18 protein-coding genes are annotated in these 22,212 nt (G+C 68.3%); 2 read left to right on the plus strand and 16 right to left on the minus strand.

Annotated features, from left to right (window positions below):
• Positions 1-49: 49 nt before the first annotated feature.
• The 9 genes from E9232_RS34270 to E9232_RS34310 form a co-directional block, all read right to left on the minus strand.
• On the minus strand, positions 50-901 hold the full coding sequence (locus E9232_RS34270) for a hypothetical protein (protein WP_309801825.1): 852 nt from the start codon (positions 899-901) through the stop codon (positions 50-52).
• A 382-nt stretch (positions 902-1,283) separates the two neighbouring features.
• Entirely contained in the window at positions 1,284-1,493 is a 210-nt protein-coding gene (locus E9232_RS34275; protein WP_309801826.1) for a formate dehydrogenase subunit delta, read from the minus strand.
• Positions 1,490-2,332 (minus strand): formate dehydrogenase accessory sulfurtransferase FdhD, encoded by an 843-nt coding sequence (gene fdhD / locus E9232_RS34280; protein ID WP_309801827.1) that lies wholly within the window; start codon positions 2,330-2,332, stop codon positions 1,490-1,492. The genes E9232_RS34275 and fdhD overlap by 4 nt, the downstream gene beginning before the upstream one ends.
• A gap of 3 nt (positions 2,333-2,335) precedes the next feature.
• Positions 2,336-5,182: a formate dehydrogenase subunit alpha gene (gene fdhF / locus E9232_RS34285; RefSeq protein WP_309801828.1), complete on the minus strand. Its 2,847-nt coding sequence runs from the start codon at positions 5,180-5,182 to the stop codon at positions 2,336-2,338.
• Between the two features lie 11 nt (positions 5,183-5,193).
• Positions 5,194-6,747, minus strand: a complete 1,554-nt coding sequence (locus E9232_RS34290; RefSeq protein WP_309801829.1) for a formate dehydrogenase beta subunit — start codon at positions 6,745-6,747, stop codon at positions 5,194-5,196.
• Complete coding sequence (locus E9232_RS34295) at positions 6,744-7,235, minus strand: formate dehydrogenase subunit gamma (RefSeq protein WP_309801830.1); 492 nt, start codon at positions 7,233-7,235, stop codon at positions 6,744-6,746. The genes E9232_RS34290 and E9232_RS34295 overlap by 4 nt, the downstream gene beginning before the upstream one ends.
• Positions 7,236-7,464: 229 nt before the next feature.
• The gene (locus E9232_RS34300) at positions 7,465-8,379 is read right to left on the minus strand and encodes a LysR family transcriptional regulator (protein WP_309801831.1); all 915 of its coding nucleotides are present in this window, start codon (positions 8,377-8,379) and stop codon (positions 7,465-7,467) included.
• A gap of 60 nt (positions 8,380-8,439) precedes the next feature.
• On the minus strand, positions 8,440-8,910 hold the full coding sequence (locus E9232_RS34305; protein ID WP_309801832.1) for a DUF3828 domain-containing protein: 471 nt from the start codon (positions 8,908-8,910) through the stop codon (positions 8,440-8,442).
• A gap of 171 nt (positions 8,911-9,081) precedes the next feature.
• Positions 9,082-9,933 (minus strand): alpha/beta fold hydrolase, encoded by an 852-nt coding sequence (locus tag E9232_RS34310; RefSeq protein WP_309801833.1) that lies wholly within the window; start codon positions 9,931-9,933, stop codon positions 9,082-9,084.
• Between the two features lie 338 nt (positions 9,934-10,271).
• Between E9232_RS34310 and E9232_RS34315 the strand changes: the two genes are divergently transcribed.
• Both E9232_RS34315 and E9232_RS34320 read left to right on the plus strand, forming a co-directional pair.
• A complete protein-coding gene (locus E9232_RS34315) occupies positions 10,272-11,447 on the plus strand; it encodes an adenylate/guanylate cyclase domain-containing protein (RefSeq protein WP_309801834.1) in 1,176 nt (391 codons plus the stop codon).
• Between the two features lie 146 nt (positions 11,448-11,593).
• Positions 11,594-11,788, plus strand: coding sequence for a hypothetical protein (locus E9232_RS34320; protein ID WP_309801835.1), 195 nt, complete (start codon positions 11,594-11,596; stop codon positions 11,786-11,788).
• A gap of 84 nt (positions 11,789-11,872) precedes the next feature.
• Here the strand turns inward: E9232_RS34320 and oxlT are convergent, their stop codons facing one another.
• The 7 genes from oxlT to E9232_RS34355 all read right to left on the minus strand — a co-directional run bounded on the left by oxlT (position 11,873) and on the right by E9232_RS34355 (position 21,850).
• Positions 11,873-13,195 carry an oxalate/formate MFS antiporter gene (gene oxlT / locus E9232_RS34325; RefSeq protein ID WP_309801836.1) on the minus strand — a complete coding sequence of 441 codons (1,323 nt, stop codon included), beginning with the start codon at positions 13,193-13,195 and terminating at the stop codon, positions 11,873-11,875.
• A gap of 310 nt (positions 13,196-13,505) precedes the next feature.
• Positions 13,506-14,414 carry a succinate--CoA ligase subunit alpha gene (gene sucD, locus E9232_RS34330; protein ID WP_309801837.1) on the minus strand — a complete coding sequence of 303 codons (909 nt, stop codon included), beginning with the start codon at positions 14,412-14,414 and terminating at the stop codon, positions 13,506-13,508.
• Positions 14,414-15,610, minus strand: a complete 1,197-nt coding sequence (gene sucC / locus E9232_RS34335; protein WP_309801838.1) for an ADP-forming succinate--CoA ligase subunit beta — start codon at positions 15,608-15,610, stop codon at positions 14,414-14,416. Before sucC ends, sucD begins: the two co-directional genes overlap by 1 nt.
• A gap of 61 nt (positions 15,611-15,671) precedes the next feature.
• Positions 15,672-17,822, minus strand: a complete 2,151-nt coding sequence (locus E9232_RS34340; RefSeq protein WP_309801839.1) for an acetate--CoA ligase family protein — start codon at positions 17,820-17,822, stop codon at positions 15,672-15,674.
• Between the two features lie 271 nt (positions 17,823-18,093).
• Positions 18,094-19,323 (minus strand): formyl-CoA transferase, encoded by a 1,230-nt coding sequence (gene frc, locus E9232_RS34345; protein WP_309801841.1) that lies wholly within the window; start codon positions 19,321-19,323, stop codon positions 18,094-18,096.
• Positions 19,324-19,398: 75 nt separating this feature from the next.
• On the minus strand, positions 19,399-21,102 hold the full coding sequence (locus tag E9232_RS34350; protein WP_309801842.1) for a thiamine pyrophosphate-binding protein: 1,704 nt from the start codon (positions 21,100-21,102) through the stop codon (positions 19,399-19,401).
• A 58-nt stretch (positions 21,103-21,160) separates the two neighbouring features.
• Positions 21,161-21,850 (minus strand): GntR family transcriptional regulator, encoded by a 690-nt coding sequence (locus E9232_RS34355; RefSeq protein ID WP_309801843.1) that lies wholly within the window; start codon positions 21,848-21,850, stop codon positions 21,161-21,163.
• Positions 21,851-22,212: the final 362 nt, after the last annotated feature.

A 22,212-nucleotide genomic window follows, 5' to 3' on the forward strand; every position in this document is an offset into this window, starting at 1 on the left:
CGTCCACCCGGATGCGGGCGGGGCGGCGGCCGTTCGGAGCGCGGGGCGGCTACATCAGCGCGATCTTGTCTCCCAGGGCCAGCCAGCCGCCGGGTTCGCCGACGATGGCGGAGACATCATAGGCCCCGAAGACGGCCGTGATGCCGCGCCGGGTGAACAGCTCCTGGAAGATTTTCGAGGCGGTGCCGGCCGCCGTGTCGAGCTTCTTGCCGCCCATCTGCAGGAATGAACCGCTGCCGCCGCCATACTGCTCCCGGTAGGCGGACCAGTGGATTTCGACGGCGGCGGCGTAGCACATCGCCGCCGTCTTGTGCTTGATCGGCAGCTTCATGATCGTCGAGACGATCTTGAGCACCGGCCCGGCCACCGGCACCATCGACCCTGGGATCGCGGAAGACGCGGTCTCCAGGGCGCGGGTCCCGAGCTTGGCCGACTTCATCGCCATGATGACCTTACACCAGTCCGAGACGACGGGATTCATCGACGCCTTGGCGATCGATCCGATATTCGCCAGATGGGCGCCGGTCGAGCCCAGGGAACTGCCGTGCCGCGCAATGCCCGGAGCGTTGACCACGGTGACGGCGGTGGCGGCGCCGCCAGCGGCGCTGACGACCGTGCCGCCGATGCTCTTCCACGCCCGCGACTTCAGATAGGCCGCGGTCACCGGGCTCGGCGCGTTGCCGAGGCCGGCGGCGGCGAAACGGGGGTTGGGCTTGATCGAGCTCTTCTTGTCCAGCTGCTGCCCGCCCTTGAGGACGGCCTCGCCGCCCTGCCGGATCTGATTGGCGTGGAACTGGGTTCCCGTGGCCGCATCGACCGAAGCGGCGATGACCTCCAGGGCCGCCCAGGCCGCGTCCTGCCAGGTGGCGGCGCCCTGCCCTTGCACCTCGCTTTTACTCATTGGCACCCCCGGTAGGAAATATACGGATCATCGAAAGCATTGCGTCATATTTAGTAAGATCCACCATCAATCGGAAATATTATGTTGTTAATTATTTGTTGCGTTCGGCAATTTAAATGAATTTGTTGGGAGAGTTACAATTGAAACTCAAAATATTACAGATGTGATATTGACCCAGCTTCGCGGGCACCCCGATCTGCCGACGCAATCCGACACCGATGCCCGTCGGCCGACGTCATGGCGACAGGAGCGGGAACGGCCGGACACGACCAAACGGCCCGGGGCGCCACCACGGGTCCGGGTCGCTTCGACCGGCATCATGAGAGGGAGGGAGCGCGCGGTCCGATCGGGAGACGGCCTGCGCCGTCGAAGGCCTGCGGCGTCAGCGCGGCAGGGTCTCGATCGCCTCGACCACCAGCGGGTGCAGGGAAGCGTCCTTCGCCGCGACGTGGCCGCGGATCTGCTCCTTCATCCGCGGCTCCCAGAAATCCTTGATGTGCTTGCGCACCCCGGCCACCGCCTCCTCCTGCGGGTAGGAGGCGAAGAAGATGGCGATCTGGTTCGCCATGCGGATGATCTTGTCCGAGCTCATGCCGCCTCGACCTTGGCTGGAAGCAACGTGGAGAAATCGGTGTAGGCGGTCATGCCGTCACCACGGGCGAAGGCCACCAGGGTGACGCCCGCCGCCCGCGCCGTGTCGATCGCCAGCGTGGTCGGCGCCGAGATCGCGACCAGCAGCGGGATGCCCGCCGCCGCCGTCTTCTGTACCATCTCGAAGCTGCAGCGGCTGGTGATCAGGCAGAAGCCCTGGCCGCCGTCGATCCCGGCCCGCGCCAGGGCGCCGACCAGCTTGTCGAGCGCGTTGTGGCGGCCGACATCCTCGCGCACCAGCCTGATCCGGCCTCGGGCGTCGACCCAGGCCGCGGCGTGCACCGCGCCGGTGCGACTGCGCACGTCCTGGAACCGGTCGAGATCGGCCAGTGCGGTGCGGATCGCCGCCCGCTCCACCGTGATCGGCTTCGGGTTCTGCCGCTTGCGGCCGTGCAGGGTGTCGAGGTCGCTGGTGCCGCAGATGCCGCAGCCGGTGCGGCCGGTGATGTTCCGCACCTTCTGCAGCATCTGGGCGAAATGCTCGCCGCGCAGCGCCATCCGCACCTCGATGCCGCGCTCGTCATCGGCCACGACCTCCTGCACCGTCAGGTCGGCCGGCGTGTCGGCGAGGCCTTCGGTCAGGCTGAAGCCGAGGGCGAAATCCTCGAGATCCGCCGGCGACGCCATCATCACGGCATAGGAGATGCCGTTGTAGACCAGCGCCACCGGCACCTCGGCGGCCACGGCCTCTTGCACCGCCGTGACCCGGTCGTCATGGGTCAGCCGCCGCGCCGGCAGCCGCAGATCGGTCGCCGGAAGATCGGTGGGGGGGAGAGCCATGCCCTACTCCGCCGCGTCGCGCGGGCGTTCGATCTGGATCGTCTTCTCGCGCATCTCATGATAGCCGACCTGCCAGTCGGACAAATGGTTGACGCGCCGCACCTGCACCGCCGTCACCTTGTATTCCGGGCAGTTGGTGGCCCAGTCGGAATAGTCGGTGGTGACCACGTTGGCGCCGGTCTCGGCATGGTGGAAGGTGGTATAGACGACACCCGGCTGCATCCGGTCGGAGATCCTGGCCCGCAGGCTGATCTCGCCCGACCGACTGTGCAGCGCCACCCATTCGCCGTCGCGGATGCCGCGGTTCTCGGCGTCGGACGGGTGGATCTCCAGCAGGTCCTCGTCATGCCAGGCGATATTGTCCGTGCGCCGGGTCTGGGCTCCGACATTGTACTGGCTGAGGATGCGCCCGGTGGTCAGCACCAGCGGGAAGCGCGGCCCCGTGCGCTCGTCGGTCGGCACGAACTCGGTGATCATGAACCGGCCCTGGCCGCGGACGAAACGGTCGATGTGCATGATAGGGGTGCCTTCCGGCGCCGCGTCGTTGCACGGCCACTGCACCGAACCCAGCTCCTCCAGCCGCTGGTAGGACACGTTCTTGAAGGTCGGGGTGGTGCGGGCGATCTCGTCCATGATCTCGCTCGGATGGGTGTAGCCCATCTTGTAGCCCAGCGCCTCGGACAGCATCATCGTCACCTGCCAGTCGGCATAGCCGGCCTTGGGCGGGATGGCGCGCCGGACGCGGCTGATCCGCCGCTCGGCATTGGTGAAGGTGCCGTCCTTCTCGAGGAAGGACGAGCCGGGCAGGAAGACATGGGCGTAGCTGGCGGTCTCGTTCAGGAACAGGTCCTGGACGATGACGCATTCCATCGCCGCCAGGCCGGCCGTGACGTGCTTCACGTCGGGGTCGGACTGGGCGATGTCCTCGCCCTGGATGTAGATGCCCTTGTAGGTGCCCTCGACCGCGGCATCGAGCATGTTCGGGATGCGCAGGCCGGGCTCGGCCGAGAGCGGCACGCCCCACATGGCCTCGAACAGCTGCCGGGTGTTCGTGTCGGAGACATGGCGGTAGCCGGTGAACTCATGCGGGAAGGAGCCCATGTCGCAGGCGCCCTGCACGTTGTTCTGGCCGCGCAGCGGGTTCACGCCGACGCCACGCCGGCCGATGTTGCCGGTCAGCATGGCGAGGTTGGCCATGCCCATGACCATGGTCGAGCCCTGGCTGTGCTCGGTGACGCCGAGGCCGTAATAGATCGCCGCGCGGCCGCCGGTGGCGTAGAGCCGCGCCGCCCCCCGCACCTCGGCCGCCGGCACGCCGGTCAGGCTCTCCACCGCCTCCGGCGAATGGCGCGGATCGGCGATGAAGGCGGCCCAGCGCGAGAACTCCGGGAGATCGCAGCGCTCGCGGATGTAGTCGTCCGCGGCCAGCCCCTCGGTCACGATCACATGCGCCATGGCGTTGACGATGGCGACATTGGTGCCGGGCTTGAGCGGCAGGTGGTGGTCGGCCTTGATATGAGCCGACTTCACCAGGTCGATGCGGCGCGGATCGGCCACGATCAGCCGGGCGCCCTGGCGCAGCCGGCGCTTCATCCGGCTGGCGAACACCGGGTGGGCGTCGGTCGGGTTGGCGCCGATCACCATGATCACGTCGGTCTCGTCGACGCTGTCGAAATCCTGGGTGCCGGCCGAGGTGCCGAAGGTCTGGCCGAGGCCGTAGCCGGTGGGCGAGTGGCAGACCCGGGCGCAGGTGTCGACATTGTTGTTGCCGAAGCCGGCGCGGATCATCTTCTGGACGAGGAAGGTCTCCTCGTTGGTGCAGCGCGACGAGGTGATGCCGCCGATCGAATCCCGGCCGTAGGTCGCCTGGATCCGCTTCAGCTCCGACGCGGCATACGCGATCGCCTCCTCCCACGACACTTCGCGCCACGGGTCGGTGATCTGCTTGCGGATCATCGGCTTGGTGATGCGGTCCTTGTGGGTGGCGTAGCCCCAGGCGAAGCGGCCCTTGACGCAGCTGTGGCCGTGGTTGGCCTTGCCGTCCTTGTACGGCGTCATCCGCACCACCTCGGTGCCCTGCATCTCGGCGGTGAAGGCGCAGCCGACGCCGCAATAGGCGCAGGTGGTCACCACCGAATGCTCGGGCTGGCCAGCCTCGATGATGGTGTTCTCGATCAGGGTCGCGGTCGGGCAGGCCTGGACGCAGGCGCCGCAGGAGACGCATTCGCTCTCCTTGAAGCCGTCGTCCTGGCCGGCCGAGACGAAGGAGGCGAAGCCGCGCCCGTCGATGGTCAGGGCGAAGGTGCCCTGCACCTCCTCGCACGCCCGGACGCAGCGCGAGCAGACGATGCACTTGGTCGGGTCGAAGGTGAAATAGGGGTTCGAGGTGTCCTTCTCGCCGACCAGGTGGTTGGCGCCGTCATAGCCGTAGCGGACCTCGCGCAGGCCGACCACGCCGGCCATGTCCTGCAGCTCGCAATCGCCGTTGGCACCGCAGGTCAGGCAGTCCAGCGGATGGTCGGAGATATAGAGCTCCATGACGTTGCGGCGCAGCTTCGCCAGCTTCGGCGTCTGGGTCCGCACCTTCATCCCCGGCTCGACCGGAGTGGTGCAGGAGGCGGGGGTGCCGCGCCGCCCCTCGATCTCGACGACGCACAGCCGGCAGGAGCCGAACGGCTCCAGGCTGTCGGTCGCGCACAGCTTCGGGATCGCGGTCTCGGCCTCCGCCGCCGCCCGCATCACCGAGGTGCCGGCGGGCACGGTCACGATCTGGCCGTCGATCTCGAGGGTCACCAGGGTCGGCGAGAGCCGCGCCGGGGTGCCGAAATCCTGTTCCGTCACGAGCGCCATGGGAGCGTTCCTTATTCCGCAGCCTGCGCCGTGGCCGGCGCTCGGTCGAAATCATCGGGGAAATGGGTCAGGGCGCTGAGCACCGGATAGGGGGTGAGGCCGCCGAGGGCGCAGAGCGACCCGTCCAGCATGGTCTCGCAGAGGTCTTCCAGCAGCGTCACGTTCCGCCCGACATCGCGGCCGGCGATGATCTTGTCGATGGTCTCGACACCGCGGGTCGAGCCGATGCGGCACGGGGTGCATTTGCCGCAGCTTTCGATCGCGCAGAACTCCATGGCGAAGCGGGCCTGGACGGCAAGGTCGACGCGGTCGTCGAACACCACCACCCCGCCATGGCCGAGCATGCCCTTCTTCGCCGCCATGGATTCATAGTCGAGCGAGGTGTCCAGCAGCTCGTCCGGGAAATAGGCGCCGAGCGGGCCGCCAACCTGGACGGCACGGAACGGCCGGCCGCTGGCGGTGCCGCCGCCGAACTCCTCGATCAGCTGGCGCAGGGTCAGGCCGAAGGCGACCTCGATCAGCCCGCCGCGCTTGACGTTGCCGGCCAGCTGCAGCGGCTGGGTGCCGCGCGACCGGCCGGTGCCGTATTCCGCGTAGAAGGCGGCGCCCTTGTCGAGGACGATCGGCACGGTGGTCAGCGACAGCACGTTGTTGATCACGGTCGGGCGGCCGAACAGGCCCTTCAGCGCCGGCAGCGGCGGCTTGGGCCGGACCATGCCGCGGCGGCCTTCCAAGCTTTCCAGCAGCGACGTCTCCTCGCCGCAGATATAGGCGCCGGCGCCGACCCGAACCTCGAGGTCGAAGCGCTTGCCGCTGCCCAGCACGCTGGGGCCGAGCACGCGGCGCTGATAGGCGATGTCGATCGCCGCATTCATCGTCGCAATGGCGTGCGGATATTCCGAGCGGATGTAGATGAAGCCCTTGGTCGCCTCGGTGGCGATGCCGGCGATGATCATGCCCTCGACCAGCAGGAAGGGGTCGCCCTCCATGATCATGCGGTCGGCGAAGGTGCCGCTGTCGCCCTCGTCGGCGTTGCAGACGATGTATTTGCGGTCGGCCTGGGCCTGCAGCACGGTGCGCCACTTGATCCCGGTCGGGAACCCGGCGCCGCCGCGGCCGCGCAGGCCGGAGGCGGTGACCGCCTCGACGATCGCCGCCGGATCCATCGCCAGGGCGTTGCGCAGGCCCTTCAGCCCGTCATGCGCCTCGTAGTCGTCCAGCGACAGCGGGTCGGTGATGCCGCAGCGGGCGAAGGTCAGGCGCTGCTGCTTGGCGAGATAGGGCATTTCCTCCGGCCGGCCGTGGCGCAGCGCATGCGCGCCGCCCTCGGCAAATCCGGCCTCGAACAGCCCCGGCACGTCCTCGGCCTCGACCGGGCCGTAGCCGATGCGCCCTTCCGGCGTCTCGACCTCGACGAAGGGCTCCAGCCACAACAGGCCGCGCGAGCCGTTGCGGATGATCTGGACCTCGACGCCACGGGAAGCGGCCTCGGCCGCGATCGCCCGGGCGACATCTTCGGCGCCGACGGAGAGGGCGGCGGCATCACGGGGAACGAAGACCTTCATCGTGCGGCCTCCCCCCAGCTTTCCATCGTGTCGACCAGACGGTCCAGCCGCTTGGCGTCGATCCGCCCGACCAGCTCGCCATCGGCCATCGCCGCCGGGGCGCAGGCGCAGTTGCCGAGGCAGTAGACCGGCTCGACCGTGATGCGGCCGTCGGCGGTGGTCTCGTGCAGGCCGATGTCGAGGCGGCGGCGCAGCTGGTCGACCAGATCGCGCGCGCCCATCGACTGGCAGGCCTCGGCCTGGCACAGCTTCAGCACATGCCGCCCGGCCGGCTCGGCCCGGAAATCATGGTAGAAGGTGATGACGCCGTGCACTTCGGCACGGGAGATGTTCAGCGCGTCGGCCAGCAGCGGCACCGCCGCGCGCGGCACATGACCGAAGATCGACTGCAGGTCGTGCAGCATGGGCAGCAACGGCCCTTCGGTCGCACCGTGCGATGCGATCACATCACGCGCCAGATCGGCGTCCCAGCCCCGGCTCTCGGGCATTCGTCCCACTCCCTTTGCGGGTTCGTTGGACCCGGCGACGTGCCGCGGCTCGACGGTGTCGAACCATGACGGGCCGAGTTGCGGACCTTTCCAGCACCCTGGTTTCGGTCCGCGCGGCCCTGCCGCCCATACACTCTGTGGCCAACGATGGACGTTCTTGTATACGGCATTCAAATTCAAACGCCGGATGAATTGATAAACAACGCTTATCAAGCGAACCGCCTCGTCCTCACGCCAATGGCGTGGCCTGCAGCTCGGCGTCGAGATCCAGCTCGCGGGCGGTGTCGAACAGGCCGCGGGCCAGGGGCGAGGCCGGGTCGCGGTCGGCCATGACAAGGCCGATAGTGCGGGTCGCCGCCGGGTCGACCAGGCGCAGCGCACGGGTGCCGGCCGGCACGCCGAACAGGTGCAGCAGCGCCCGCGGCATGACGCTGGACCAGGGGCCGGAGCGGACGTGCGAGCACAGGTTGATGATGCTGTCGGTCTCCACCGCCGCCCGCGGCGTGTGGCCCACCGAACGGAAGATGCCGTCGATGATCCGCCGGTTCTGCATCGTCGGGGTCAGCAGGCACAGCGGCAGCGCCGCCGCCTCGGCCCAGCTGATGGTGCGGCGCGATCCCGTGGCCTGGTCCGCCGGCATCAGCAGGATGTAATCCTCCTGGTACAGCGGCAGGCTGCGGACATGGCGCAGCGGTTCGTTGTCGAGATAGGTGACGCCGACATCGATCTCGAAGTTCTCCAGCCCCGCCTCGATCTGGATCGAGGTCTGCGACAGCACCGAGACGGTGACCATGGGGTGGGACCGGACGAAGGGCCCGGTGATCTGCGATACGATCGGCAGGGCCGAGGGCACGGCGCCGATGCGCAGCCGGCCGGCCAGCCCCTGCTGCAGCATCGCCAGCTCCTGCGCCAGGCCGTCGCGGTCGGCCAGGATCTTCTTGGCCCAGTCGAGCACGCAGGCACCCTCGCGGGTAAAGCCCTGGAAGCGGTGGCCGCGCTCGACGATCGGGACCTGCAGCTCCTCCTCCAGCTGGCGCAGCGCGGTCGAGAGCGCCGGCTGCGACACGTGGCAGGATTCGGCCGCCCGGGCGAAGTGCTTCTCGCGGGCCAGGGCGACGAGGTATTCGAGCTGGCGGATGACCACCGCGCGGCCTCCGGTTGATAAGGGCCCTTTATCGTACCCTGCCGCGCCGGTGACCCGCAGCTATTTTGCCGTCAGCAGCCCGTGCAGCGTGCCGTCGGGCCAATGCACGTCACCGATCCGCCAGCCCTGGGCGGTGTGGACGAGGTCGACCGTGATCGTGACCGGTACGTCGAAGTTCTTGTAGGCGACGGTGCCCACGGCCCGGTCGGCGCCAGCCTCGGCCACCGAGACGTGGAGGTCCTTGATCTCCCACTCCTGGGCGCCGACGAATGGGTCGCCGTCGAGCGTCGGCGGCTCGTCGCGCGTGGCCGCCGCCTTGCGGTCCTCGATCATCAGGGTCGCCAGGGACGGCTCGAAGTAGTGGCGGATGTCGGCGTCGCTGTCGAGCGGCAGGCCGGTCATCCCGACCTTGCCGGGATAGTGCCGGTAGATCGCCATCAGGAAGGCCTGCGCGGAACCGTCCGCTGCCTGGGCACCGCCACCGCCAAAGACCAAAAGCAACAGGCACAGCAGGATGCGCGGTCCGGTCATCGGGGGATCTCCTGGGGAAGCCGGGCGCCGGGAGCACTATGATGCATCGCCGGCCGATCTCCCGACGGCTACGCCATGAAAGTGGCGGCATTCCGGCGACCGGCGCAACGATACCCGAAAGGGAGGCGAGCCACCGCTCGCCCCCTCCCCGAGCCGGCCCTGCGTCGCCGGTCAGATCCCCTGGCGCCCCAGGAAGTCGCGCATCAGGGCCGCGATCTCGGCGTGATGGGTCTCGAGCGCGAAATGGCCGGCGTCGAGCAGGTGCACCTCCGCCTTCGGCAGGTCGCGCTTGTAGGCCTCGGCCCCCGGCGGGATGAAGAACGCGTCGTTCTTGCCCCAGGCGGCGAGCAGCGGCGGCTGCCGGTCGCGGAAATACTGCTGGAAGGCCGGATACAGCGCCACATTGGTGCGGTAGCTCAGGATCAGGTCGAGCTGGACCTCCTCGGCCTCCGGCCGCCGCATGTAGTGCATGTCGAGGGCTGCACCGTCGGGCGAGACCCGCCCGGCGGGCGCCCCGTGCTGGTGCTGGAAGCGGATCGCGTCATCCGACAGCGAGGCCCGGCAGGTCTCGCGGTTCTCCGGCGTCGGGTTCCGCCAATAGGCCTGCCATGGCTCCCATTCCTGACTCAGACCTTCGACATAGGCGTTGCCGTTCTGGGTGACGATCGCCGTGACCCGCTCGGGGTAGCGCATCGCCAGCCGCAGCCCGGTCGGGGCGCCGTAGTCGAAGATGTAGAGGGCATAGCGCTTCAGCCCCAGCGCGTCGACGAAGCCGGCCATGACCTCGGCCAGCGTGTCGAAGCTGTACTCGAAGGCCGCGCGCGGCGGGGCGATGGTGTTGCCGAAGCCGGGCAGGTCCGGCGCGATGACGCGGTAACGGTCGGCCAGCGCCGGGATCAGGTCGCGGAACATGTGGCCGGCGGTGGGAAAGCCGTGCAACAGCAGCAGCACCGGCGCATCCGCCGGCCCGGCCTCGCGGTAGAACACCTCGACGTCTCCGACCTTCTGCGTGGCGTAGGTCACGGGCGCCCCCGTGGCTGAAGGGGTGGCGGCAGAGAGTGGCCTTGTCCTCGCAAGGGCAGACAGCACCGCGGCGCCGGAGCCGATCGCGCCGAGTGCGAAACGCCGGCTTCGGCGCGGGGTGGTTTCAGGAATCGTCATGGCTAGGCTTCCTCTGGGTCGACTGCGCCTGACATAGGGACCGCTGACGACTGGAATAATGATCGGCCTCTGTAAGATCCGATTTCAGAAACTGGAATAATGGTCCGATGGATACCCACCCCTGCCCTGTCTCGATTGACGATGGCCGCCGTCCCGGTCGCGCTCTTATAGTCGCCCATGCTTCCGCGCCCGTGCCCGCCATGACCGATCCCAAGCCAGCCCCCCACCCCGCCCCAGGCCTGCCCGAGCTGATCGAATGGCTGTCGGGCGACGAAAGCCACGACGCCGATGACGCCGACATGCTGGCCGGGCTCGGCCGCCGGCTGCGCGCGCTAGGGGTGCCGATCGACCGGCTGAGCCTGCATCTGCGCACACTGCACCCGCAGATCCTGGCCCGCACCGCCGCGTGGACCGAGGGCGAGCCGGTGGAGCTGCGCGACCGCGACATCTCGATCGAGCTCCTGCCCTACTTCGCCACCAACCCCATCCGGCGGGCCACCGAGGCCCGGGCCTGGCTGTCGCTGCGCACGCCGGAGGAGATGGCCGGGATGGAGGATCTGGATTTCTTCCGGGGCCGCGGCCTGGTCGCCGCCATCGTCGCGCCGCTGGTGATGGGCCAGGGCCCGACCAGCGCCGTGGCCTTCGCCACCCGGCGACCGTCGGGGTTCACGCCGGCCGACCGGGCGGCGTTCGAGCGCATCCTGCCGGCGCTGCGCAGCGCCTGCGAGGTCCGCGTGCTGCGCCGGGGCGAGGCGACGCTGCTCGACACCTATGTCGGCCCGATCACCGGCCGGCGCATCCTGGCCGGGCACATCCGGCGCGGCGACGTCGAGACGCTGGAGGCCGCGCTGCTGCTGTGCGACCTGCGCGACTTCACCGTGCTGTCGAACCGGCTGCCCGCGTCCCAGATGGTCGACCGGCTCAACCTCTATTTCGACCAGGTGGTGCCGACCATCACTGCGCATGGCGGCGAGATCCTGAAGTTCATGGGCGATGCCGTGCTGGCCTTCTTCCACCATGAGGACGGGCCGGCCGCCGGCTGCGCCGCGGCCTTCGACGCCGCCCATGACGCGCTGGCCAGCATCGCCGCGGTGTCGCAGGCCGGCACCCCGCTCAGCGCCGGCGTCGCGCTGCACCATGGCGAGGTCGCCTACGGCAACATCGGGTCGGGCGGCCGGCTGGACTTCACCGTGATCGGCCGCGACGTCAACCTGGTCAGCCGGATTCAGACCGTCTGCGCCACCACCGGCCACCCGCTGCTGATGTCGCCGCGGTTCACGGCGCTGCTCGGTCGTCGGGGCAGCCGCTCCATCGGCCAGCACCCGCTGAAAGGCTTCGCCGAACCGATGGAACTGTTCGGCTGGCATCAGGCATGAACCGTCGGCATGGCTGGCGCGGCCCGCCACGGTCGAGCCATGCGTAAATGCAAAACTGTCTTCAGTATTTTGTATACCAGTTTCCATTGCGCTCCTGCTGTTGCGCTGCCATATGTGCAGTGCAACACGAACCGAGGAGAGCAACCATGCTGACCTTTCTCGTCCTTGGCACCGGCCTGAGCTTCGTTCTGCTGGCCTATGCCACGACCCGCTTCGCCACCCCGGACGCCGGCACCACGCCGATGGCGTCCCGCCCGGACGGCCGTTTCGGCGGTGCCGCCCCTGTCGACGAGTCCGAGGCCGCCACTCCGGCCTGGGCCAGCTTCCCGCGGGCGATGTAATGCCTTGCGGACACAGAAAAGGGAGGCGAGCGAGCCCGCCTCCCTGGGGGTTATCTCAGGCACCGGGAACCTCCCGGCCCGGTTTCAGTTGGCGAGGCGTGGTTCCCCTTCGGGAGCACGATCGGCTTCCACCCGCGACTGTTCGAGCGCCCGGGCGCGCATCGGCTTGAGCACGAACAGCGCCATCACCGCCGCGATCACATTCACCAGCGCGGCGAAGATGAACACCACGTCCCAGCTGCCGAACTGGCTGACCGCGACATTGGCGAAGGGCACCACCAGCGAGGCCGTTCCCTTGGCGGTGTACAGCAGCCCGGCATTGGTGGTCGCGTAGCGCGACCCGAAGGTGTCGCCGCAGGTCGCCGGGAACAGCGAGTAGATCTCGCCCCAGGCGAAGAACACCAGCCCGGTCAGGATCACGAACAGCACCGGGTCGCGGCCGAATTCCATCAGCAGCACGATGCCGACCGCCTCGAGGAAGAAGGCGATGAACATCGTGTTCTCGCGGCCGATCTGGTCGGAGACCCAGCCGAAGAACGGCCTGGTGACCCCGTTCAGCACCCGGTCGATCGACAGAGCGAAGGTCAGGGCCGGCATGGTCAGGCCGATCAGGCTGACCGGCACGTCGCCGATCTTGAAGTCCGATGCGATCGGGGCCAATTGCGCCGTCGCGAGCAGGCCGCCGGCGGCGACCATCACGAACATCACGTACATCACCCAGAACACGGGGCTCTTCAGCATCTCCGACGGCGCGAAGTCGCGCCGGGTCTGCGCCACCTTGGCCTTGGCCAGCGGCAGCACGCCCTTGGCCGGCACCGCCAGGAAGAACGACAGCACCAGCACCACGCCGCCCTGGATCAGGCCGAAGGTCATGAAGGTCGATTCATAACCCGACGACTTGATCATCGACGCGATCGGCACGATGGTCAGGGCCGACCCGGCGCCGAAGCCGGCGGCGGTCAGGCCGGCCGCCAGGCCGCGCCGGTCCGGGAACCATTTCAGCGCCGCCCCGACGCAGGTGCCGTAGACGGCGCCGGCGCCGACGCCGCCTATCGCCGCGGCGACGTACAGCAGGGTCAGCGAATCCGCCACCGAGTTCAGCGCCCAGGCGATGGCGCAGAGCAGGCCGCCGATCAGGACCACGATTTTCGGCCCGAACTTGTCGACGAACCAGCCTTCGACCGGCACCAGCCAGGTCTCGGTGACGACGAAGATGGTGAAGGCGACCTGGATCGACGCCCGGCCCCATTGATGGGCGGCGTCGATCGGGCCGACGAAGAGGGTCCAGCCATATTGCAGATTGGCGACCATCGCCATGCAGACGATGCCGATGGCGAGCTGGAGCCAGCGCCCCCCGAGCGGCCCTTTGATGGCCGGTACCCTTTGTGCAGTGTTTTCAGTCAGCATTTCCGTCCCAGTCCTTCGCATGTCGGTTGAGGCAACCCCATGGAATCGGAGGAGAACGGCCCGTGACGGACGCCATCGTCCTCGAGAAGGGGCTTGCGGGAGTGCAGCGTTGGACCTGAAGGTCGCGGTGCTGATGTCCCTGGTGCCGATACATTGTCGGCTGCCCCTCCCCTCGGTTTATGTCTTCTTCTCTATGGAGCCGTTATCGCCGGCCCTCTGGCATACCAAATCCAGAACTTCCCATACCAAAGAACGTTTCAATCGAGGTGACAAGCCGGAATCGTGGCTGCACCGCAGCATCCGGCCAAGTTCATTCCGCCGCGCCGGCCAGATCGAGCGCCCGGTCGCCGCGCAGCACCCGGATCATGGTGCGACCGAGATCGGCGGGGGATTCGGCGACGGCGATGCCGGCGGCCTTCAGCGCCTCAATCTTGTGGTCCGCGGTGTCGTGGCCGCCGGAGATCACCGCCCCAGCATGGCCCATGCGGCGGCCCGGCGGCGCGGTGCGCCCGGCGATGAAGCCCACGACGGGCTTCTTGGTGCCGCTGGCCTTCAGGAACTCGGCGCCCATCACCTCGGCGTCGCCGCCGATCTCGCCGATCATGATGATGCCCTCGGTCTCCGGATCGCCCAGGAACAGCTCCAGCGCGTCCACGAAGCTGGTCCCGTTCACCGGGTCGCCGCCGATGCCGATGCAGGTGGTCTGCCCCAGCCCCGCCGCCGTGGTCTGCGCCACCGCCTCATAGGTCAGCGTGCCCGACCGGCTGACGATGCCGATCTTGCCGCGGCGGTGGATGTGGCCGGGCATGATGCCGATCTTGCATTCGCCCGGCGTGATCACGCCGGGGCAGTTCGGCCCGATCAGCCGCGTGCCCGACCCGGCCAGCGCCCGCTTCACCTTCACCATGTCCAGCACCGGGATGCCCTCGGTGATGCACACCACCAGCGGGATCTCGGCGTCGATCGCCTCCAGGATCGCATCCGCCGCAAACGGCGGCGGCACGTAGATCACGCTGGCGTTGGCCCCGGTCTGGTCCACCGCCTGGGCCACGGTGTCGAACACCGGCAGGTCCAGGTGCCTGGTGCCGCCCTTGCCCGGCGTCACGCCGCCGACCATGCGGGTGCCGTAGGCGATCGCCTGCTCGGAATGGAACGTCCCCTGGGCCCCGGTGAAGCCCTGGCACAGCACCTTGGTGGTCTTGTCGACGAGCACGGCCATTATGCGGCCTCCTTCACGGCACGGACGATCTTGGTCGCGGCGTCGCCGAGGTCGTCGGCCGACAGGATCGGCAGCCCGCTCTCGGCCAGGATCTGCTTGCCGCGCTCGACATTGGTGCCTTCCAGGCGCACCACCAGCGGCACGTGCAGCGCCACCTCGCGCGCGGCTTCTACCACGCCCTCGGCGATCACGTCGCAGCGCATGATGCCGCCGAAGATGTTGACCAGGATGCCTTCGACATTCGGGTCCGACAGGATCAGCTTGAACGCCGTGGTCACCCGCTCACGCGTGGCGCCGCCGCCGACATCCAGGAAGTTGGCCGGCTCGCCGCCTTCCAGCTTGATGATGTCCATGGTCGCCATCGCCAGCCCGGCGCCGTTGACCATGCAGCCGATGTTGCCGTCCAGCTTGACGTAGTTCAGCGATGCCTTCTCCGCCGCCGTCTCGGTCGGGTCCTGCTCGCTCTCGTCGCGCAGCTCCTCGATCTCCTGGTGGCGGAACAGCGCGTTGTCGTCGAAGCCCATCTTGGCGTCGAGCGCGATGATCTGCCCGGCCCCGGTCACCACCAGCGGGTTGATCTCCAGCAGCGCGGCGTCGAGCTCGGTGAAGGCCTTGTACAGGCTCTTCAGGAAGCCGACCGCGGCGCCGACCTGCTTGCCCTCCAGGCCCAGCCCGAAGGCCACCTTGCGGGCGTGGAAGTCCGACAGCCCCGTCGCCGGGTCGATCGCGATGGTCAGGATCTTCTCCGGCGTGGCTTCCGCCACCTCCTCGATCGCCATGCCGCCCTCGGTCGACGCGATCGCCGTCACCCGGCCGCTCTTGCGGTCGACCAGCAGCGACAGGTACAGCTCACGGGCGATGTCGCAGCCTTCCTCGACATAGACCCGCCCGACCTCCTTGCCCGCAGGCCCGGTCTGCACCGTCACCAGCGTCCGGCCCAGCATCGCCTCGGCCTCGGCCTTCACCGCCTCGACCGACTTCACCACCCGGACGCCGCCCTTGCCCGCCGGATCCTGCTTGAAATGGCCCTTGCCGCGGCCGCCCGCATGGATCTGGGACTTCACGACGTAAACACCGCCGCCGAGACCCTCCGCCACGCGAACCGCCTCCTCCGGCGTGTACGCCACCCCGCCGCGCGGCACCGGGACACCGTACCGTCCCAACAGCGCCTTCGCCTGATATTCGTGGATGTTCATGCCCTGCCCTTCCGCTCGGCCGGCCCCGCCCGAGGACGGGGCCGACCTTCGTCTTGTCAGATCACAGCAGCCCGGCGCCGCGGGCCCAGCGGTACTTCGCGCCCAGCACCGCGACCGGGGTCTCGGTCGAGTACGGGTAGGCGACGATGCCGTGGTCGTAGAGGTACTGCGCCGCCTCCTCGACCTCGACGTCGCCGGCCAGCGAGGCCACGATCGGCTTGTTGATGCCCTTGGCCCGCATCTCGTCCACCACCTCGGTAATCACCTTCGCGAACACCATCGGCGGGGTGATGATGGTGTGCCAGTAGCCGAGGATCAGCGCGTGGATGCGGTCATCCTCCAGCCCCAGCTTGACGGTGTTGCGGTAGGTGGTCGGCGGTTCGCCGCCGGTGATGTCGACCGGGTTGCCGGCGGCACCGAAGGGCGGGATGAACTTGCGGAAGGCGGCGTCGAGATCCGCCGGCATCGCCATCAGCGACAGGTCGTTGTCGACGCAGGCGTCGGACAGCAGCACGCCCGAGCCGCCGGCGCCGGTGATGATGACCACGTTCTCGCCCTTCGGCGTCGGCAGCACCGGGATGCCCCGGGCGAACTGCAGCAGGTCCTGCAGGCTCTTCGCCCGGATCACGCCGGACTGGCGCAGCACGTCGTCATAGACCTTGTCGTTGCCGGCGAGCGCGCCGGTGTGCGAGCTGGCCGCCCGCGCCCCGAGCGAGGTGCGCCCGGCCTTCAACACCACCACCGGCTTCTTCTTCGACACCACCTTGGCGACGTCGGCGAAGGCCCGGCCGTCCTTCAGGTCCTCCAGGTGCATGGCGATGACGTCGGTCGCATCGTCCTGCTCGAAGAAGGTCAGCAGGTCGTCCTCGTCGATGTCGGACTTGTTGCCCAGGCCGACGATCGCCGAGACGCCCATCTTGGTCGACCGGCTGAAGCCGATGATCGCCATGCCGATGCCGCCCGACTGGGACGACAGGGCCGCGCGGCCCTTGACGTCGAACGGCGTGCAGAAGGTCGCGCACAGGTTCTTCGGCGTGTAGTAGAAGCCGTAGATGTTCGGGCCCATCAGCCGGACGTCGTATTTGCGGCCGATGGCGACGATCTCTTCCTGCGCCTCATGGTCGCCGGTCTCGGCGAAGCCGGAGGGGATCAGGATCGCGCCGGAGATCTTCTTCTCGCCGACCTCGGTCAGCGCCTGGGGCACGAATTTGGCCGGGATGGCGAAGACCGCGATGTCGATGGCGCCGGGCACATCCTTGACGCTCTTGTAGGCCTTCAGCCCCAGGATCTCGTCGGCCTTGGGGTGGATCGGGTAGATCGCGCCCTTGTAGCCGCCGTTGATCAGGTTCTTCATCACCGAATTGCCGATCTTGCCGTCCTCGGCCGAGGCGCCGATCACCGCGACCGCGTCGGGCCGCATGATCCGGTTCATCTTGGCCAGGATCTCGTCGCTCGACGGCCGCGGCCGGGCCTCCTTCGGCTCGAAGTCGACGACGACGCGGACATCGGCGGCGATGGCGCCGTCGGTGCGGGCGAACACCGGGTTGAGGTCGAGCTCGACGATCTCCGGCACCGCATCCACCAGCTGCGAGACCTTGACGATCAGGTCGGACAGCGCCTCGCGGTCGACCGGCGCCGCGCCGCGCACGCCCTTCAGGATCGCGGCGGCCTGGATGCCGTCGAGCATCGACAGCGCCTCGGTGCGGTCGACCGGGGCGAGGCGGAAGGTGATGTCCTTCAGCACCTCGACCAGCACGCCGCCGAGGCCGAAGGCGACCAGCTTGCCGAAGCTCGGGTCGGTGACCGCGCCGACGATCACCTCCTGCCCGCCGACCAGCATCTGCTGGACCTGGACGCCGAGGATCTCGGCCTTCGAATCGTAGCGGCCGGCGCTCTCGACGATGCGCTTGAAGCCGGCGCGGACGTCGTCGGCGGTCTTGACCCCGACCAGCACGCCGCCGGCCTCGGTCTTGTGCAGGATCTGCGGCGACACGATCTTGAGCACGACCGGGAAGCCGATCGCCTGGGCCTGGGCGGCGGCCTCGTCGGCGGTGGTCGCCAGCGCCTCCTTCGGGATCGGAATGCGCCAGGCTTCGCACAGCTCGCGCGCCTCGGGCGCGGTCAGGCTGGTGCGCCCCTCGCGCTTGACGACTTCCAGGATGCTGCGGGCGATCGTCCTGGCATCGTCCAGGACGTCAACATGGCCATTCATGGCGGTCCTCGCTCAGCAAAGGATGTGGGGGAGGACCGGACCCACCTGAGGCTGCCCGGTCGGGTGTCGAAATCGGTTCAGGTCGACGGCAGCGCCGTCGGATCAATCGGTCGTTTCTCGTAGTGCCTCTCCCGCTTGCGGGAGAGGTCGGAGACGCGAAGCGGCTCCGGGTGAGGGGATTTTGTCGAGGCCTGGGCCAGCCCTCACCCGGTCGTCCTGCGGACGCCCGACCTCTCCCGCCAGGCGGGAGAGGTCACGCAATAGGCCTTCCTCAAATCGCGCCGGCGGTGCGCATCGCGGCGATAGCGTCGGCGTCGAAGCCGACCGAGGCCAGGATCTCCTCGGTGTGCTCGCCCAGCAGCGGCGAGCGTTCGACCGGCACGTCGTTGTCGGACAGGCGGATCGGCGAGGCGACCTGGATGTAGTTGCCGCGCTCCGGGTGCGGCACCTCGACCAGCATGCCGCGGTCGTACATCGAGCGGTCGTCGATCAGGTCCTTCATGCTCAGGATCGGGCCGCAGGGCACGTCGATCTCGTTCAGCGCCTGCATCACCTCGATCTTGCTGCGCCGGCTGGTCCAGGCCTGGATGATGCCGAAGCAATCCGGCAGATGGCTCAGCCGCGCCTCCGGCGTGGCATAGGCCGGATCCTCGATCAGCTCCTCGCGGCCGACCAGGCGCATCAGCGGCGCCCAGCCCTGCGGCTGGATGATGACATAGGCGTAGTCGTTCTCGCCGCCGGGGGCGCAAACCAGCGCCTGGCCGGGCTGGCCGCCGCCGGACGCGTTGCCGGAGCGCGGCACGGCCTCGCCGAACTCGGCATTCGGATATTCCCGCAAGGGGCCGTGGCCGAGGCGCTGCTGGTCGCGCATCTTGACCCGGACAAGGTTGAGGACGCAGTCCTGCATCGCCACCTCGACCCGCTGGCCCTTGCCGGTCTGGGTCCGCTGCAGCAGCGCCGCCAGCACGCCGGCGACCAGGTGCATGCCGGTGCCGCTGTCGCCGATCTGCGCGCCGGTCGAGGTCGGCGGGCCGTCGAGCCAGCCGGTGGTGCTCATCGACCCGCCCATCGCCTGGGCCACCGTCTCATAGGCCTTGCAGTCGACATAGGGGCCGGGGCCGAAGCCCTTGACCGAGGCGTAGATGACACGCGGGTTGATCTCCTGGATCCGCTCCCACGGAAAGCCCTGCCGGTCGAGCACGCCGGGGCCGAAATTCTCGATCAGCACGTCGGACTGCTCGAGCAGCTTGATGAAGGCATCCTGGCCCTGCGGCGACTTCATGTTGATGGTGATGCTGCGCTTGTTGCTGTTCAGCATCGTGAAATAGAGGCTGTCGACATTCGACTTGTCGCGCAGCTGCGAGCGGGTGATGTCGCCGCGTCCCGGCATCTCCACCTTGATCACATCGGCCCCGAACCACGCCAGGATCTGCGTCGCCGAGGGTCCCGACTGCACGTGGGTCATGTCGAGAACGCGCACCCCATCCAGGGCCTTACCCATGGTCTCTCTCCCGTGTTTCTTGGCGGCGAAGGGGCGGACGCGGGCGGACTTCTATGGCCCGCGCCCGCGACCCGGCTACTTGTACATGGTCTGGTTCATGGTCCCCGGGGCGTAGGCGTCGGGGTCGATCCACACATTGATCAGCGACGGCTTGCCCGATTCCCGGGCGCGCTCCAGCGCCGGGCGGATCTGGCTGGCCTCATGGACCTCCTCGCCATAGCCGCCCAGCATCTGGGCGAACTTCGAGTACTGGACGTCGCCAAGCTTGTTGCCGACATTGCCCTTCTCCGGCCCGTATTTCTGGATCTGGCCGTAGCGGATCTGGTTCATGTGCGAGTTGTTGCCGACCACGCCGATGAAGGGCAGGTCGAACCGCACCATGGTCTCGAAGTCCCAGCCGGTCAGGCTGAAGGTGCCGTCGCCGAACAGGCAGAGCACCTCCTTCTCCGGCTGCGCCACCTTCGACGCCATGGCGAAGGGCACGCCGACGCCGAGGGTGCCGAGCGGACCCGGATCCATCCAATGGCCGGGGGCACGCGGCTTGACCACGCCGCCGGAGAAGGTGACGACGTCGCCGCCGTCGCCGATATAGACGGTGTTCTCGGTCAGGAACTCGTTCAGCTCATAGGCCAGGCGCAGCGGGTGGATCGGCGAGGCGTCGGACCGCAGCTTCGGCAGCCGGGCCGCCTCCATCTTCGCCTCCTCGACCCGCAGCTCCTCGAGCCAGCTCTCGCGGCCCTTGGCGCCGTTGTCGACCCGGCCGGAGGTGGCCTGGGTGACCGCGGCGAAGATGGCGCCGCAATCGCCGACCAGGCCGAGCGAGACGTCGCGGTTCTTGCCGACGGTGCGGTAGTCGAGGTCGATCTGCACCACCGTGGCGTTGCGGCCGAGGCGCTTGCCGTAGCCCATGCGGAAGTCGAAGGGCGTGCCGACGATCAGGATCACATCGGCGTTGTCGAAGGCGTAGCGCCGGGTCTGCTGGAAGTGGTGCGGGTCGCCCGGCGGCAGGGTGCCGCGGCCAGCACCGTTCATGAAGGCCGGGATGTTGAGGGTGCGGACGAAGTTGATCGCGTCCTCGGCCGCCCGGCAGGTCCAGACCTGCTGGCCCAGCAGCACGCAGGGCTTCTTGGCGTGGACCAGGATGTCGGCCAGCTTCTCGATGTCGCGCGGGTCGCCGATGCTCTTGGTTGACCAGCGGTACTGGCCGGCCTTCGGGAACACCGCCTTCTTGACCGGGACATGGCCGTCGAGGATGTCGCGGCCGATCTCGAGATAGACCGGGCCGGGGGCGCCGGCGAAGGCCTCGCGGAAGGCCATCGAGCACATGTCGGCGACGCGTTCGGTGGTCACCACATTGGCGGCGAACTTGGTGATCGACCGCATCATGTCGACATGCGGCAGGTCCTGCAGCGACCCCATCTTGTGCTGGTCGAGCGCGCCCTGGCCGCCGATCAGCAGGAACGGGCTTTCGGCGCGGAAGGCGTTGGCGACGCCGGTGATGGCGTCGGTGGTGCCGGGGCCGGCGGTGACCACGGCGCAGCCAGGCTTGCCGGTGACGCGGGCATAGCCGTCGGCGGCATGGGCCGCGACCTGCTCGTGCCGGACATCGATGATGCGGATGCCCTCGTCCAGGCAGCCATCATAGATGTCGATGATATGGCCACCGCACAGGGTGAAGATGGTATCGATCCCCTCGGCCTTGAGGGCCTTGGCCACGAGGTGCCCGCCGGAGATGACCTCCTCCGTCGTGGCGGCTTCCTTCACTGCAGTATCGGGCATTTGAGCCTGCTCCCTTCACCAGCCTTAGGATGCGCGGTGCCTTTTGGCCCCGGCGCGGTCATTCGAAGCCGTGTCCGTGCCGCTCGATCGACCGCGACAGGTCGAGGGCATGATTTCGGACCAGCGTCTCGGCGAGATCCCCGTCGCGCCGCGCCAGCGCCTCGACGATGGTGGCGTGGTCCGCCACCGACCGCTCGGCCCGCTCCGGCCGGCCGATCAGGGTCCAGCGGATGGCGCGGATGTGCAGGAACAGGGTCTCGGTCATCTCGGTGATCAGGGCGCAGCCGCCGAGGCGGATCAGCGCCTGATGGAAATCGATGTTGGCCGCCGCGAAGCGGTCGGGTGACTCGGCGTCGGCGGCCTGGCCCGCGATCATCGCCCGCAGGCCGTGGATCTCGGCCGGCGTGGCCTGGCCGGCGGCGAGCCGGGCGGCCATGCCCTCCAGCGCGGCCCAGACGATGATCAGCTCGCGGATCTCGTCCTTGGTCTTGCGGACCACGAACACCCCGCGCCGCGGCATCGACCGGACCAGGCCCTCCTGCTCCAGCAGCGCGATGGCTTCGCGCACCGGCGTCCGGCTGATGCCGAGCGCCTCGCACAGCTGCCGCTCGTCGATCCGGATCGGGCGGCTGTGGCCGTAGATGTTCATGCGCACGATGGCGTCGCGCAGGGCCTGATAGGCCTTGGCCTTGTAGCTGGCCTTCTCGGCCAGCGGCGCGACATCGAGCGTCACCCCATCCACCAGCATGCGTTCCGTCCCAGATCGCGCGACCGGCCTTGAGGCTCTTTGGTCGACTGAATTTAGAATTTTGTATACCAGAAGAATCGGTCCGGCAAGCCGAGAAAGACGATGCGAACTTCTTTTTGATGACCGGTTCGCGGAATTTTATGTTGCAACGCAAAAAAATGGCCGTGCCACGCGGTGACACGGCCCAGTCGGGAGGAAACGGTTTGCGGCGTCAGGCGCCGAATGGGTTGCCTTGCTTCTGCCCTGTCCCCTTCCTGTCATTGCCCGGCTTGACCGGGCAATCCAGGGGCCACGGAGAACCGCTCTGGCTGCCCCTGGATGCCACGGTCGAGCCCTGGCATGACAGGAATGGAATGAGGCGG

It is taken from the genome of Inquilinus ginsengisoli (assembly GCF_031453975.1).
Taxonomy (GTDB): domain Bacteria; phylum Pseudomonadota; class Alphaproteobacteria; order DSM-16000; family Inquilinaceae; genus Inquilinus; species Inquilinus ginsengisoli_A.